Source organism: Halomonas gemina, from assembly GCF_023554995.1.
GTDB lineage: Bacteria > Pseudomonadota > Gammaproteobacteria > Pseudomonadales > Halomonadaceae > Halomonas > Halomonas gemina.
Map to the genome: position 1 here is coordinate 45,569 of NZ_JAMJPK010000009.1, position 13,360 is coordinate 58,928.

Consider the following 13,360-nt stretch of genomic DNA (forward strand, 5'->3'; position numbering starts at 1 on the left):
TTTCCCTGCAGGCCGGCGAGCCGCTAGAATATGCGGTCCACCTCCGGGCCCGAGGGTCCGTCCACGGAAGTTCGAACCGCCATGCGAAAGGTCTCAGGACTGCTGTTAGCCACCGAGCGTCGGGCCATTACCGGGCTCGCGGGGCTCTATGCCACGCGCATGCTGGGCCTGTTCATGGTGCTGCCGGTGCTGGCCCTGTATGCCGATGAGCTGAGGGGAGCGACGCCGCTGCTGGTCGGCCTGGCGCTGGGGGTCTATGGCCTCACCCAGGCGCTGCTGCAGATCCCCTTCGGCCTGCTCTCCGACCGCCTGGGGCGCAAGCCGGTGATCGCCGCGGGGCTGGTCCTGTTCCTGCTCGGCAGCGTGGTGGCCGCCGGCGCCGACTCCATCGGCGGGGTGATCCTGGGGCGTTGCCTGCAGGGCAGCGGTGCGGTGGCCGCGGCGATCATGGCGCTGCTCGCCGACCAGACCCGCGAGCAGGTACGCACCGCCGCCATGGCCACCATCGGGCTATCCATCGGCGTGGCCTTCGCCGTGGCCATGGTGCTCGGCCCCTGGCTCGCCGCGGGCTTCGGCCTGGCCGGGGTGTTCTGGTTCACCGCGGCGCTGGCGGCGCTGGGCCTGGCGGTGCTGTGGAAGCTGGTGCCGCCGGCGCCGCGTCGGGTGCGTCACCGCGACGTGGGCATGGACCGCGGCCAGCTGCGCGGCATCCTCGTGCGCGGCGACCTGTGGCGCCTGGATATCTCGATCTTCGCCCTGCACCTGGTGCTGATGGCGATCTTCGTCGCCGTGCCCTTCCGGCTGCTCGAGGCGGGCATTGCCGTCGAGCGCCATGGCCTCACCTATCTGGGCATCATGCTGCTGGCCTTCCTGGCCATGGTGCCGCTGGTGATCATCGCCGAGAAGCGGCGGCGCATGAAGGCCATGTGCCTGTCGGCGATCACCGCCATCACCCTGAGCCTGTTCGGGCTGGCCGGCCTGGGCGAGGGGTTCCCGGCGCTGTTCGGCTGGCTGCTGCTGTTCTTCATCGCCTTCAACCTGCTGGAAGCCACCCTGCCGTCGATGCTCAGCAAGCTGGCCCCGGCCGGGGCCAAGGGCACCGCCATGGGCATCTACTCCACCGGCCAGTTCCTGGGAGCCTTCCTGGGCGGTGTGCTGGGGGGGGCGCTGGTGCAGCAGTGGGGGCTCTCCGCGGTCTTCGTCGGCTGCGGCCTGTTGGGCCTGGCCTGGCTGGCGGTGATGGCCGGCATGGCGCCACCTCGCCACCTGACCAGCGAGGTGGTGGCGCTGGACGACAACGAGCAGGATGATGCCTTGGACACCCTGATGGCGCGTTTCGCCGAGGTGGCCGGGGTGGAGGACGTGCTGGTCGTCCCCGAGGAGCGCCTGGCCTACCTCAAGGTGGACCGCCAGCGCCTCGATGAGCAGGCCCTGTCCCGCCTTACCGGTTCCGGGAATCACCACAGCGGCGCCTGAGCCGCGTATGATCCTTACAACGTATTCATGACAGCAAGGAGTCCCTCATGGCCCGTGGCATCAACAAGGTCATACTCATCGGCAACCTGGGCCAGGATCCCGAGGTGCGCTTCACGCCCTCCGGCACCGCCGTTGCCAACCTCAACCTGGCCACTACCGATACCTGGATGGACAAGCAGAGCGGCCAGCGCCAGGAGCGCACCGAATGGCACCGGGTCGTGCTGTTCAACAAGACTGCCGAGATCGCCCAGCAGTACCTCAAGAAGGGCAGCAAGGTCTACATCGAGGGCCGCCTGCAGACCCGCAAGTGGCAGGACCAGAACGGCCAGGACAAGTACAGTACCGAGATCGTCGCCAACGACATGCAGATGCTCGACTCCCGCGGCGGCGGCGACTTCGGCGGCCAGCAGGGTGGCCAGTACGGCGGTCAGCCTCAGCAGGGCGGCAACTTCGGCGGCAACCCGGCGCCCCAGCAGGGCGGCTACGGCAACGCCCCGCCGCAGGGTGGCAACTTCGGTGGTGGCCAGCCCCAGCGTCCTGCCCCGCAGCCGGCCCCGCCGCAGCAGGGTGGCGGCCAGCAGCAGGGCGGCAACTACGGTGCCCCGGACCCGGGCAGCTTCGACGATTTCGATGACGAGATCCCGTTCTAAGCAGGGGCCAGCCGAGGAGGTGCCGTGAAGCTGCTGATCCTGGAGGCCGGGCACTGCCTGAGCCTGGCGCTGGCCCGCGAGGCCAACCGGCGCAGCGACACCGAGCTCACCATCGAGCCGGGCCTGACCCCCGGGCCCCGCTTGCTCGAGGAGCTGCGCCCGGATGCGCTGGTGATCCCGCCGCTATCGCGGCCGATCACTGCCGAGCCGGCGACCGTCACGGCCCATGCCGAGGCGGTCGAGGCCTGCATGGAGGCGTGTCGCGAGGCCGACATCCCGCTGGTGTGGTGCGTCTCCGACCAGCTCTACGAGGACGGCCTCGAGGTGCCCATCGACGAGCACGTGATTCCCGAGCCCCGCGATGACAGCCTGAGGCGGCTGATCCGCACCGGCGACCGGATCCGTGCCGAGTACCCCCGGCACCTGATCGTGCGCCTGGGGCCGCTGTTCGCCCTGGAGGGCAGCCAGGCCTGGCTCAGCGAGCTGCTCGACACCCTGGTGGATGGCGGCGAGGTGCGGGCCGAGTCCGACGTGATCTTCTGCCCGACCTCGGCGGATGCCGTGGCCATGGCGCTGATCGGCATGCTCCAGCAGCAGTATTGCGGAGCCGAGGCCTGGGGCAGCTACCACCTGGCCGGCACCGAGCCGGTGAGCGCCTACACCTTCGTCTCCATGGTGCGTACCCAGCTCGCCACGCGGCTCGAGGGGCGTGGCGAGCGGGTCGAACTGGGCAGCGTCAAGGCGTTGAACCACCATCACGACCAGCCGCTGCGTCGTGTGCTCAACTGCCGGCGGGTGCTGGACGTGTTCGGCGTCCACCAGAAGCCCTGGCGCCTGGAGGTCGGACGCATGCTGGATACCTGGTGCCTGGCCAGAGATGACGGCGAGGCGGCAGAGGAGTCGATGTCCCGATGAACATGATCCGCAGCCTGGTCTTCTATGCCGGCTACTTCCTGGCCATGCTGGTCTGCGGCCTGCTCTTCCTGCCGCCAGCGCCCTTCCTGCCGCTGCGTTCCCGCTATCGCCTGCTCAACCTCTACAACCACTTCATCATCGCCTGGTTCCGCCTGGTCTGCGGGGTGCGCTATGACTTCCGCGGCCATGAGCGCCTGCCCGACGGCCCCTGCGTGATCCTCGCCAACCACCAGTCCGAGTGGGAGACCGTCTACCTGCAGCTGCTGCATCCGCCGGTCTGCACGGTGCTAAAGCGGGAGCTGCTGAACATCCCGGTCTTCGGCTGGGGGCTGCGCCTGCTGCACCCTATCGCCGTGGACCGCAGCAAGCCCGCCCGGGCCATGAAGCAGGTGCTCACCCAGGGCAAGATACGGCTCGAGGAGGGGCTCTCGGTGCTGATCTTTCCCGAGGGGACCCGGGTGGCACCGGGTAGCCGGCGCCGCTACAACAAGAGCGGCGCGGTGATCGCCTGCCGCGCCGGGGTGCCGGTGGTGCCGGTGGTCCACAATGCCGGGGAGCGCTGGCCGGGGCGTGACTGGGTCAAGCGCCCGGGACGCCTGTCGCTGGAGGTGGGCGAGCCCATCGAGACCGCCGGGCGTACCTCGGAGGAGGTTCTGGTCGAGGTGGAGGCGTGGATCGAGGCTCGGCTGGCCGAGATCTCCGAGGTGCCGCGCCCGGCCACGGCGGCACCGCCGGCCACCGAGAAGCCCCTGGCCTGACGCTGGCCGACCCGACAACGCAAGAGGCGCCCCATGGGGCGCCTCTTGCGTTGCGGCTGTAGTGCGACGGGTCAGTCGCGGCACTTCTCCAGCACCAGGCAGGCATTGGTGCCGCCAAAGCCGAAGCTGTTGGAGAGCACCCGCTCGACCGACACGCCGTCGCGGCGCCGGGTGACGATATCGAAGCCGTCGGCCTGCTCGTCGAGGGTCTCGACGTTGGCGGAGGCGGCGATGAAGTCGTTCTCCATCATCAGCAGCGAGTAGATCGCCTCCTGTACGCCGGTGGCGCCCAGGGAGTGGCCGGTCAGCGACTTGGTGGAGCTCATCGCCGGCGTGGAGTCGCCGAAGACCTCGCGGATCGCCTTGAGCTCGGCCACGTCACCCACCGGCGTCGAGGTGCCGTGGGTATTGATGTAGTCGATCTTGCCGTCGACGGTGGCCATGGCCTGGCGCATGCAGCGCACCGCCCCCTCGCCGGAGGGCGCGACCATGTCGTGTCCGTCGGAGGTGGCACCGTAGCCGGTCACCTCGGCATAGATCTTCGCGCCGCGGGCCCGGGCGTGCTCTAGCTCCTCGAGCACCAGCATGCCGCCGCCGCCGGCGATGACGAAGCCGTCGCGGGCCTGGTCATAGGGCCGGGAGGCCTTGTCGGGGGACTCGTTGTAGTGGGTCGAGAGCGCCCCCATGGCATCGAACAGGCAGGAGAGGGTCCAGTGCTCCTCCTCGCCGCCGCCGGCGAAGACCACGTCCTGCTTGCCCATCTGGATCTGCTCCACGCCACTGCCGATGCAGTGGGCCGAGGTGGCGCAGGCCGAGGAGATGGAGTAGTTGACGCCCTTGATCTTGAACGGGGTCGCCAGGCAGGCCGAGACGGTGCTGCCCATGGTGCGGGTGACCCGGTAGGGACCCACGCGGCGCAGCCCCTTCTCGCGCATCAGATCGGCGGCCTCCACCTGATTGGCACTGGAGGCACCGCCGGAGCCGGCGATCAACCCGGTGCGCTCGCTGGAGACCATCTCCGGTGCCAGCCCGGCGTCCTCGATGGCCTGGGCCATGGAGACGTAGGCGAAGGCCGCGGCGTCACCCATGAAGCGGCGCAGCTTGCGGTCGATCAGGGCGTCCAGGTCGATATCGACGCTGCCGGCCACCTGGCTGCGGAAGCCCCGCTCGGCATAGTCTTCCTTGAAGCGAATGCCGGAGCGCCCGTTCCTGAGCGCCTCCAGAACCTGTTGTGCGTCATTGCCCAGGCAAGACACGATGCCCAGGCCGGTGACTACCACTCGTCGCATGGGAGCCTCCTGTTCAGAAATTCGCGGTGGAGGTGAACAGGCCGACGCGCAGGTCGTTGGCCTGGTAGATGTCGCGGCCGTCGACGCATACGGTGCCGTCGGCCATGCCCAGGATCAGGCGCCGGGTGATGATGCGCTTGATGTTGATGCGGTAGGTGACCTTCTTGGCCTCGGGCAGGATCTGGCCGCTGAACTTGACCTCGCCGCAGCCCAGGGCCCGGCCGCGGCCGGGATGGCCGAGCCAGCCCAGATAGAACCCCACCAGTTGCCACATGGCGTCCAGGCCCAGGCAGCCGGGCATCACCGGGTCCCCGGGGAAGTGGCAGTCGAAGAACCACAGGTCGGGGTGGATATCCAGCTCGGCGATCAGCTCGCCCTTGCCGTGATCGCCGCCTTCCTCGTGGATGTGCATGATGCGATCGAGCATCAGCATGTTGGGGGCCGGCAACTGGGCATTGCCCGGACCGAACAGCTCGCCGCGTGAGCAGGCCAGCAGTTCTTCGCGATCAAAGGAGTGTTGCTTGGTCACTGAATCGTTCCGAGAGTCGAGATTATTGTGTGCCGAGAGCGGCCTGGGGCCGCCGGGCGGCTGTGCCTAGTCTACTGTCCACACATGATGAATGCACGCCGCGGGCGGGGGGAAGGAAGGTCGGGCCTCAGCGGACCCGCCTGGCCAGGGCCGCAGTCTTACCTAGGTGTCTGCTTAGGGCCAGGCAGATCAATGCCCAGGCCATGGCCTCGGCGGGCAGCAGCCAGGGAGCCAGCTCGACCCCGGCGAGGCGGGCGCCGGCATAGTAGGAGAGCGGGCCGCTGGTGGCGCCGCCGAGCGCGGCCAGCCAGGGGTAGTGCCAGAGCCAGGCCAGCGAGTGGTGGATCAGGGTGGCGAACAGTGGCCACAGCAGCCACAGCCAGGTCGGCATGCCCCCGAGCAGGGGCGTCCCCTCGGCGAAGGTGAAGCCGCCGGCCAGCGTCAGGCCGCCGTCGACCACCAGCCCCAGCGCGGCGAAGCCCGCCAGCCAGCGCCACTCCCCGGGGCGGGCCAGCCAGGCCAGGTGCAGGGTGAGGATCAGCGCGGCCACCAGCAGGCCGACCCGCGAGCCGCCCAGCACGCAGGCGAACCAGCCGGCCTGGAAGGCGGCCAGGTTGACCAGCAGCTTCACGGGACCGTCGGACAGGGTGGCCATCGCGCGGATCACGCCGCCCCGGTGAGCGGGGCCGGCCGCGCTCCGGGCTTGGCCAGCAGCAGCTGGCAGGTGCCGATGGTGCGCTCCAGGAAGCCGCCCTCGCAGTAGCAGAGGTAGTAGCGCCACATGCGGATGAAGCGCTCGTCATAGCCGAGCCGGCGCACGGTCTCCAGGCTGGCCTCGAAGCGATGGCGCCACTCGCGCAGGGTGCGGGCGTAGTGCAGGCCGATCTCGTCCAGGTCGATGACGTTGAGCGAGGTGTGGCGCGTCAGGCCGTCGAGGATGGCGCGGTGCGACGGCAGGAACCCCCCCGGGAAGATGTAGCGCTTGATGAAGTCCATCTCGCGCTTGGCCGCCTCGTAGCGCTGGTCGCGGATGGTGATCGCCTGCAGCATCGCCAGGCCGTCATCGGTGAGCAGCCGGTCCAGGGTCGCCAGGTAGGTGCCCAGGTACTGGTGGCCCACCGCCTCGATCATCTCCACCGAGATCAGCCGGTCATACTGGCCGGACAGCTCACGATAGTCCTGCTGGAGCAGGGTGATGCGCTCGCTCAGCCCCTCCTCCTCGATGCGCCGTGCCGTGAAGGCGTGCTGCTCAGCGGATATGGTGGTGGTGGTCACGCGGCAGCCGCGGGTCTTCGCCGCATGGATGGCCAGTCCGCCCCAGCCGGTGCCGATCTCCAGCAGGTGGTGATGGGGCTGGACATCGAGCTTATCGAGCATCAGCTCGAGCTTGTGGGTCGAGGCCTCCTCCAGGCTCGCCTCGGGGTGGGGGAAGACCGAGCTGGAGTACATGCGGTGGTCCTGGTCGAGGAAGGTGGCGAACAGCGCATTGCCGATATCGTAGTGGGCGGCGATGTTGCGCTTCGACCCGCGCAGGCTGTTGCGCTGCAGGCCGTAGAGGGCGCCGAGCAGCCAGCGTCCGAGGCGGGCGGAGCCGTTCTCGATCTCTTTGTTGACCCGCTCTAGGTTGACGGCGAACAGCCGCACCAGGGCCACCGGGTCGTCGGCATCCCAGTCGCCCTCCATGTAGGATTCGGCGGCCCCCACGGTGCCGCCCAGGGCCAGGCGCTTCCAGGCCCGGTGGTGGCGCACCACCAGGGTGACCCGCAGCGGCCCTCCCTGGCCCAGCCGGTGGCGCTGGTGGCCGTCGATCAGGGTGATGCTGCCGCCCTCCAGGCGGTCGAGCTGGGCCAGCACCCGGGGCTTGAGCCAGCGGGTCAGCCGGTCGCCCTCGGGAGCCAGGGGGCGGGCAGTGGCGGAGCGAAGGGTGTTCACGACGAGCTCTCCTTACGTGAAGGGTGGTCCTGGCCGGGGTGGTCATGGACGGGAATGCGCTTGAGCCAGAGTCGCAGCGCCTCGAAGTGGATGCCGGCGAGGGTCTTGAGGCTCATCCACGGCTGGCGGGCCAGGGTGGCCAGCAGCACGCCGCGGGTCGCCGGGCGGGCCTGCAGGGTCAGGGTGGCGTCGAAGTGGCGCTCGCCGTCCTTCCAGTTCTCCATGTGCATCGACAGGGCGTTGCCCGGGGTGTCGAAGCGCCAGCGGTAGGTCATGTCCATGGGGTTGAAGGGCGAGACATGCATGACCTTGTCGAACTCGGCGACATGGCCATGGCGGCGAGGCGCCACGGCGCAGGCATAGCGGGTGCGTTCCCCCCAGGGCGTATTGCTCACCTCGCCGAGCACGGCGCGCAGCTCGCCGCGGGCATCGAAGGCGTAGTAGAGCGACACCGGGTTGAAGCCCAGCCCCAGGGTGCGCAGCTGGGTCAGCACGCAGATGCGCCCGTCCGGGGCGCTGCCCAGCTGGCGCGTGAGCTCCTCGCGCACCGCCTGCTTGAGGGGGCGGTCGTGGGGGGCCAGGTAGTCCTCGCGGCGGAAGCGCGCCAGGGCCGGGCGCCGGGCACTGAAGCCGGGCACGCCGTCGAACAGCTCCGGAAGCTCGTCGAGGTCGAGCCAAGCCATCCACAGGCCGTACTCGAAGGCGTGCGGGCGCGGCAGGAAGCGGCGATGGCGCAGGGTGCCACGATAGATGCGCGAGCGCGGCGAGCGGATCATGCCACGCGCTCCTCGGCGAGAGGCTCTGAGATGGCCGGCTGTGTCTCGCGGCGGTCGTCCTCGTCGCAGCCCAGGGCCCGGGCCACGCGCAGCGCACTCCAGACGCCGTCCTCGTGGAAGCCGTTGCGCCAGTAGGCGCCGCAGTAGTGGGTGCGCTGTTCGGGCCCCGAGATCTCGCCGTGGCGGGCCTGGGCCGCCTGGCCGGCCAGGGTGAACTGGGGATGGGCATAGGTATAGCGGCCCAGCACCTTCGTCGGGTCGATGGCGGCGCTATCGTTGAGGGTCACGCAGAAGGTGTGCGGGGCGTCGATGCGCTGCAGGATGTTCATGTCGTAGGTCACCGAGACCCGGGCGTCGTCGCCGCGGCCATCGAGGCGGTAGTTCCAGCTCGCCCAGGCGCGCCGGCGGCGCGGCAGCAGCCGGGTGTCGGTATGCAGCACTACCTCGTTGTCGGCGTAGGGCAGGGCGCCGAGGATCTCGCGTTCGGCGGCGCTCGGGTCGTCGAGCATCGCCAGCGCCTGGTCGGCGTGGCAGGCCAGCACCACCTGGTCGAAGGCCTGGACGCCGTCCGAGCTGCGCACCTCGACCCGGTCGGCGTGGCGGCGGATGCCGCGTATCGGGGTGGCCAGGTGGATGCGGTCGGCGTAGGGCGCGGTCAGCGCCGGAATATAGCGGCGTGAGCCGCCCACCAGGGTGTGCCACTGGGGCCGGTCGCTGACCGACAGCAGGCCGTGGTGGCGGAAGAAGCGCACGAAGAACAGCAGCGGGAAGTCGCGCAGGTCGCGGATGCTGGCCGACCAGATCGCCGCCCCCATGGGCAGCAGGTAGTGGTGCTGGAAGTCATCGCCGAAGCCGTTGGCATCCAGCCAGGCGCCGAGGGTCATGGCGGGGTCGAGCCGGCCCTCCTCCAGCGCCCGGGTCGCCTCGCGGTTGAAACGCAGGATGTCGCGCAGCAGGCGATGGAAGCTGGGGCGCAGCAGGTTGCGGCGCTGGGCGAAGAGGCTCGACAGGGTGTGGCCGTTGTACTCGAAGTCGCGGGCCGTCTCGTGCATCGAGAAGCTCATCTCGGTGGGCTGGCTGGCCACGCCCAGTCGTGCCAGCAGGCGCTGGAAGTGCGGGTAGGTCCAGTCGTTGAAGACGATAAAGCCGGTATCGATGGCGTATTGCCGGCCTTCCAGCGAGACATCCACGGTGGCGGTATGGCCGCCCAGCCGGTCGGCCGCCTCCAACAGCGTCACCTGGTGGCGGCTCGACAGGTACCAGGCGGCGGCCATGCCGCCGATGCCGCTGCCGATCACGGCAATGCGTTGGGCGGCATTCCGTCGGGCGTTGCGAGGCGGATAGGGCGGGGTGAACGAGGCGGTCATGGGCGGGTCTCCGGGGCGGTGTCCTGGCGGGTCATGCGCAGGCCCAGGCGATGGCGCAGCCCCGGGGGCAGGATGCCCGCCAGTCGCACCAGCAGCGTGAAGCGTCGCGGGAAATTGATATCCAGGCGGCGCCTGGCGAGGCCCTCGAGGATCGCCGTGGCGGCCTCGTCGACGCTCACGCGCATGGGCATGGCGAAGTCGTTGCGGTCGGTCAACGGGGTCTTGACGAAGCCGGGGTGGATCACGCTCACGTCGATGCCCTCGGCGGCCAAGTCCAGGCGCAGCGACTCCAGGAAGTGGCTCAGCGCGGCCTTAGAGGCACCGTAGGCCTCCGCCCGGGGCAGCGGCAGGTAGGCCGCGGCGCTGGAGGTGGCGGCCAGCAGCGGTCGCCCGCCCTCGGCGCGGGCCCGGCGCAGCAGGGGCAGGGCGGCCTCGATGCCGTAGACGGCGCCGAAGAAGTTGGGGGCGAAGACCCGTTCGACGAGGTCGACATCGAAGTCGCGGGCATCCAGGTACTCGCAGGTGCCGGCATTGAGGATCACCAGGTCCAGGCCACCGAATGCCTGGCCCAGGCGCTCGCCGGCCTGGCGCACGGCCTGGCGGTCGGCCACGTCCAGCGGCAGCAGCAGGGCGTTGTCGCGACCGGCGGCGAGGTCGCGCAGTGCCGGCTCGCTGCGGGCGCTGAGCGCTACCCGGTGCCCCGCGTCCAGCAGGCGTTCGGCCAGGGCGCGGCCGATGCCCGAGGTGGCCCCGGTCAGCCAGATACGCTGCCTGTCGCTCGCTGTGGTCATGGTCTCTCCCCGTTTGCGGTGGCCGTCAGCGGCCCAGTTGTCGCTTGACCAGTCGTATCGCGCCCCCCAGCACCGGCAGACGCTCGTAGAGCAGGGCACCGGCGTCGAAGTAGTCGCGGTGCCTGGCCACCCGGCCGTCGTCTGCGAAGCGCAGGTGCGAGCAGCCTTCGACTTCTACCCTGCGGCCGCCGTCGAGGCGGGGATGCACCAGCTGCATGGTCCAGGTGACGAAGGCCGTGTCGTGCCGTTGCAGAGACTCGTGGAAGGTGAAGCCGCATGATGTCACGTTGTCGTACAGGGTCTGGAAGTAGCCTTCCAGCGCCTCTCGGCCCTTGATGTGGTGCAGCGGGTCGATGAAGTCGATATCGTCAGTGTATACCTCGTATAGCTTTGTTGTACAGGTCTTGTCCAGTTTATTGAAGAAGGCGCAGAAGGCCTCCAGATCAGGTGCCTGGCGCATGGCAGGGTCTCCCGTGTCGGGTGGCGGATCAGTCCGCGTTCAGGGCCTTGAAGGCCTCCAGGGCGCGGGCCCGGGCGGCCCGGTGGTCGACGATGGGGGCCGGGTAGTCGACCCCGCCGAGCAGGTCGCTCGAGGGGGCATGGCGGGCCTTCGCCGGCAGCCCGGCCAGCGCCGGCAGCCACTCGGCGAGGAAGCGGCCGTCGGGGTCGAAGCGCGTCGACTGGGTCGTGGGGTTGAAGATGCGGAAGTAGGGCGCGGCATCGGTGCCGGTCGAAGCCGCCCACTGCCAGCCGCCGTTGTTGGCGCAGAACTCGCCGTCCACCAGGTGGCGCAGGAAGAAGGCCTCGCCGCGGCGCCAGTCGATCAGCAGGTGCTTGGCGAGGAACATGGCGGTGACCATGCGCAGGCGGTTGTGCATCCAGCCGGTGGCGGCGAGCTGACGCATGGCGGCATCGACGATGGGGTAGCCGGTGCGTCCCTCGCACCAGGCGGCGAAGCCGGCCTCGTCGTCGCGCCAGGCAAGCCGCTCGGTGTGGCGCTGGAAGGGACGATAGCGGCAGACCCGCGGGAAGCCGACGGCCACGTGGCGATAGAACTCCCGCCATACCAGCTCGTTGACCCAGGCTGTGAGCCCGGCGTCGCCCTCGGCCAGGGCGCCGTCGTTCTCGGCGAGCACCGCCTGCAGGCACTGGCGGTGGGAGATCATGCCCAGCGCCAGGTAGGGCGAGAGCTCGCTGGTGCCGCGGATCGCCGGGAAGTCCCGCTGCGCGGCGTAGTGGCGTCCCCGGAAGCGCAGGAAGCGCTCAAGGCGATCGGCGGCCGCCTGCTCGCCGGCTGGCCACTGGCGGCCGTCGATCGGCGTGTCCGCCAGGGCGGGGAGTTCGGGCAGCGGGTCGGACGCGATGTCGATGGGCGCCTGGGGCGGTGGGGTGTCGTGCAGGGCGATCCGTTCCGGCGTCAGCTGGCGGTGCCAGGCCTTGGCAAAGGGGGTGAAGACGCCGTAGTAGTCGCCCTTGCCGGTGAGCAGCTCGCCCGGGGCGAAGGCCACGGCGTCATGGTGACCGGTGGCGGTGAGGCCCGCCTCGTCGAAGGCCTCGATCACGGCGGCATCGCGGGCGAGTTCGTCCACCGGGTATTCGCGGTTGAAGTGCAGGGCGGCGGCGCCGGTCTCCCGTGCGATGCCCAGCAAGGCAGCCGGGGCCTCGCCGAAGTCGTCGATGTCGCGGTGCAGCAGTGGGATCCCGAGGCCGTCCAGGCTATCGCGCAGGGCGGCCACTCCGCGGCCCCAGAAGTCGAGCTTGTTGGCGCCGTGGCCGTGGCGCTGCCAGTGGGTGAGGCTGCGCAGGAAGACGGCGACCACGGGGCCCTGGCGGGCGGCCGCGGCCAGGGCGGTGTTGTCGTGGATGCGCAGGTCGCTGCGGAACCAGACGATCAGGGGGCGGGTCATGGGCGGCTCCGGGTTCAGCGCACGGGAAGGCAGGCCTGGAGGCGCTCCATGGCCTCGCCGAGGTCATCGCCCAGCAGCTCCACCCGGGTCTCCTCCAGGTCGGCCTCGCGGATGCGGGCCATGGGGCCGCAGGCCATCAGCGGCACCTCGAGCTGCTCGGCCAGGCGCGGCAGCTGGCGCCGTATCAGCTCGGCCTTCTCCGCCTTGCCGCTGGCCAGCAGCAGGGCCGCCGCCTGGAAGCGCTCCACCGCCAGCGGCAGCTCGCTGCAGGGCAGCGGGGCATCGAAGAGCTGCACCCGATAGCCACGGTCGCTGGCGGCCAGGGCGGTGAGCAGCACCCACAGCGGGGCGGGGTCATCGGGCAGGGGGGCGATCAGCAGGGTCGGCCCCCGGCCCTGCCGGTTGGCATGCAGCAGCCGGGTGCCGATGCGGGTGCGCAGGAAGGTCTCGAGGGTGCGGCGCTGCAGCGCGTCGCCGAGCTGCTCTCCCCAGCCCTCCTCGAGCTGGCGGACCACCGGTTGCCAGAGCTCGGCCAGGCAGGTCGGTACCGGGTAGAGCGCCAGCGACTGGTTGAACAGCTCCTCCAGGCGCGTCAGATCCAGGGCCTGAACGGCGCTGACCAGCAGACGACGCTGGCCGGGCCAGTCGCCGGCCGCCGGTGCCGGGGCCTCCGCGCTCTCCGGCTGGTCGAGCAGTTCGCGGACCTGGCTGACCGGCACCCCGCGATTCAGCCACTGCAGGATGCGCTCGACGCGCTCGATGTCCTCGCGGGCATAGAGGCGGTGCCCCTTGGGCGTGCGCTGCGGCTTGATCAGGCCGTAGCGGCGCTCCCAGGCGCGCAGGGTGACGGAGTTCACCCCGGTCAGTCGGGAGACCTCGCGGATCGGATAGAGTGGCGTGTCGGCCGGGCGCCGTGCCTCGTCATTCATGAGCGTGCCGGCTCCCTTGCCTGTTCGGCGAAGTGTTCGAG

General features: G+C 70.1%; 14 protein-coding genes. 4 read left to right on the plus strand and 10 right to left on the minus strand.

Annotated features, from left to right (window positions below; genetic code table 11):
* Positions 1-81: 81 nt before the first annotated feature.
* The 4 genes from M8009_RS17160 to M8009_RS17175 are packed head-to-tail and all read left to right on the plus strand — an operon-like array spanning position 82 to position 3,799.
* Positions 82-1,476 carry an MFS transporter gene (locus M8009_RS17160; RefSeq protein ID WP_250063426.1) on the plus strand — a complete coding sequence of 465 codons (1,395 nt, stop codon included), beginning with the start codon at positions 82-84 and terminating at the stop codon, positions 1,474-1,476.
* A 47-nt stretch (positions 1,477-1,523) separates the two neighbouring features.
* Complete coding sequence (gene ssb, locus M8009_RS17165) at positions 1,524-2,126, plus strand: single-stranded DNA-binding protein (protein ID WP_250063428.1); 603 nt, start codon at positions 1,524-1,526, stop codon at positions 2,124-2,126.
* Between the two features lie 24 nt (positions 2,127-2,150).
* A complete protein-coding gene (locus M8009_RS17170) occupies positions 2,151-3,041 on the plus strand; it encodes a sugar nucleotide-binding protein (protein WP_250063430.1) in 891 nt (296 codons plus the stop codon).
* Positions 3,038-3,799 (plus strand): lysophospholipid acyltransferase family protein, encoded by a 762-nt coding sequence (locus tag M8009_RS17175; RefSeq protein ID WP_250063432.1) that lies wholly within the window; start codon positions 3,038-3,040, stop codon positions 3,797-3,799. The genes M8009_RS17170 and M8009_RS17175 overlap by 4 nt, the downstream gene beginning before the upstream one ends.
* Before the next feature lie 71 nt (positions 3,800-3,870).
* Here M8009_RS17175 and fabB read toward each other — a convergent pair whose 3' ends face one another.
* The 10 genes from fabB to M8009_RS17225 form a co-directional block, all read right to left on the minus strand.
* Entirely contained in the window at positions 3,871-5,088 is a 1,218-nt protein-coding gene (fabB, locus tag M8009_RS17180; protein WP_250063434.1) for a beta-ketoacyl-ACP synthase I, read from the minus strand.
* Between the two features lie 13 nt (positions 5,089-5,101).
* A complete protein-coding gene (fabA, locus tag M8009_RS17185; protein WP_250063436.1) occupies positions 5,102-5,617 on the minus strand; it encodes a 3-hydroxyacyl-[acyl-carrier-protein] dehydratase FabA in 516 nt (171 codons plus the stop codon).
* A 127-nt stretch (positions 5,618-5,744) separates the two neighbouring features.
* Positions 5,745-6,272 (minus strand): DUF2878 domain-containing protein, encoded by a 528-nt coding sequence (locus tag M8009_RS17190; protein ID WP_250063438.1) that lies wholly within the window; start codon positions 6,270-6,272, stop codon positions 5,745-5,747.
* 8 nt (positions 6,273-6,280) lie between these two features.
* Positions 6,281-7,549 (minus strand): class I SAM-dependent methyltransferase, encoded by a 1,269-nt coding sequence (locus tag M8009_RS17195; RefSeq protein ID WP_250063440.1) that lies wholly within the window; start codon positions 7,547-7,549, stop codon positions 6,281-6,283.
* Positions 7,546-8,325, minus strand: coding sequence for a DUF1365 domain-containing protein (locus tag M8009_RS17200; protein WP_250063441.1), 780 nt, complete (start codon positions 8,323-8,325; stop codon positions 7,546-7,548). Before M8009_RS17200 ends, M8009_RS17195 begins: the two co-directional genes overlap by 4 nt.
* A complete protein-coding gene (locus tag M8009_RS17205) occupies positions 8,322-9,692 on the minus strand; it encodes an NAD(P)/FAD-dependent oxidoreductase (RefSeq protein ID WP_250063443.1) in 1,371 nt (456 codons plus the stop codon). The genes M8009_RS17200 and M8009_RS17205 overlap by 4 nt, the downstream gene beginning before the upstream one ends.
* Positions 9,689-10,483: an SDR family NAD(P)-dependent oxidoreductase gene (locus M8009_RS17210; protein WP_250063445.1), complete on the minus strand. Its 795-nt coding sequence runs from the start codon at positions 10,481-10,483 to the stop codon at positions 9,689-9,691. The genes M8009_RS17205 and M8009_RS17210 overlap by 4 nt, the downstream gene beginning before the upstream one ends.
* A 25-nt stretch (positions 10,484-10,508) precedes the next feature.
* On the minus strand, positions 10,509-10,943 hold the full coding sequence (locus M8009_RS17215; RefSeq protein WP_250063447.1) for a nuclear transport factor 2 family protein: 435 nt from the start codon (positions 10,941-10,943) through the stop codon (positions 10,509-10,511).
* A 28-nt stretch (positions 10,944-10,971) separates the two neighbouring features.
* Positions 10,972-12,390, minus strand: a complete 1,419-nt coding sequence (phrB, locus tag M8009_RS17220; RefSeq protein ID WP_250063449.1) for a deoxyribodipyrimidine photo-lyase — start codon at positions 12,388-12,390, stop codon at positions 10,972-10,974.
* Positions 12,391-12,404: 14 nt separating this feature from the next.
* Positions 12,405-13,319 (minus strand): MerR family transcriptional regulator, encoded by a 915-nt coding sequence (locus tag M8009_RS17225; RefSeq protein ID WP_284047883.1) that lies wholly within the window; start codon positions 13,317-13,319, stop codon positions 12,405-12,407.
* Positions 13,320-13,360: the final 41 nt, after the last annotated feature.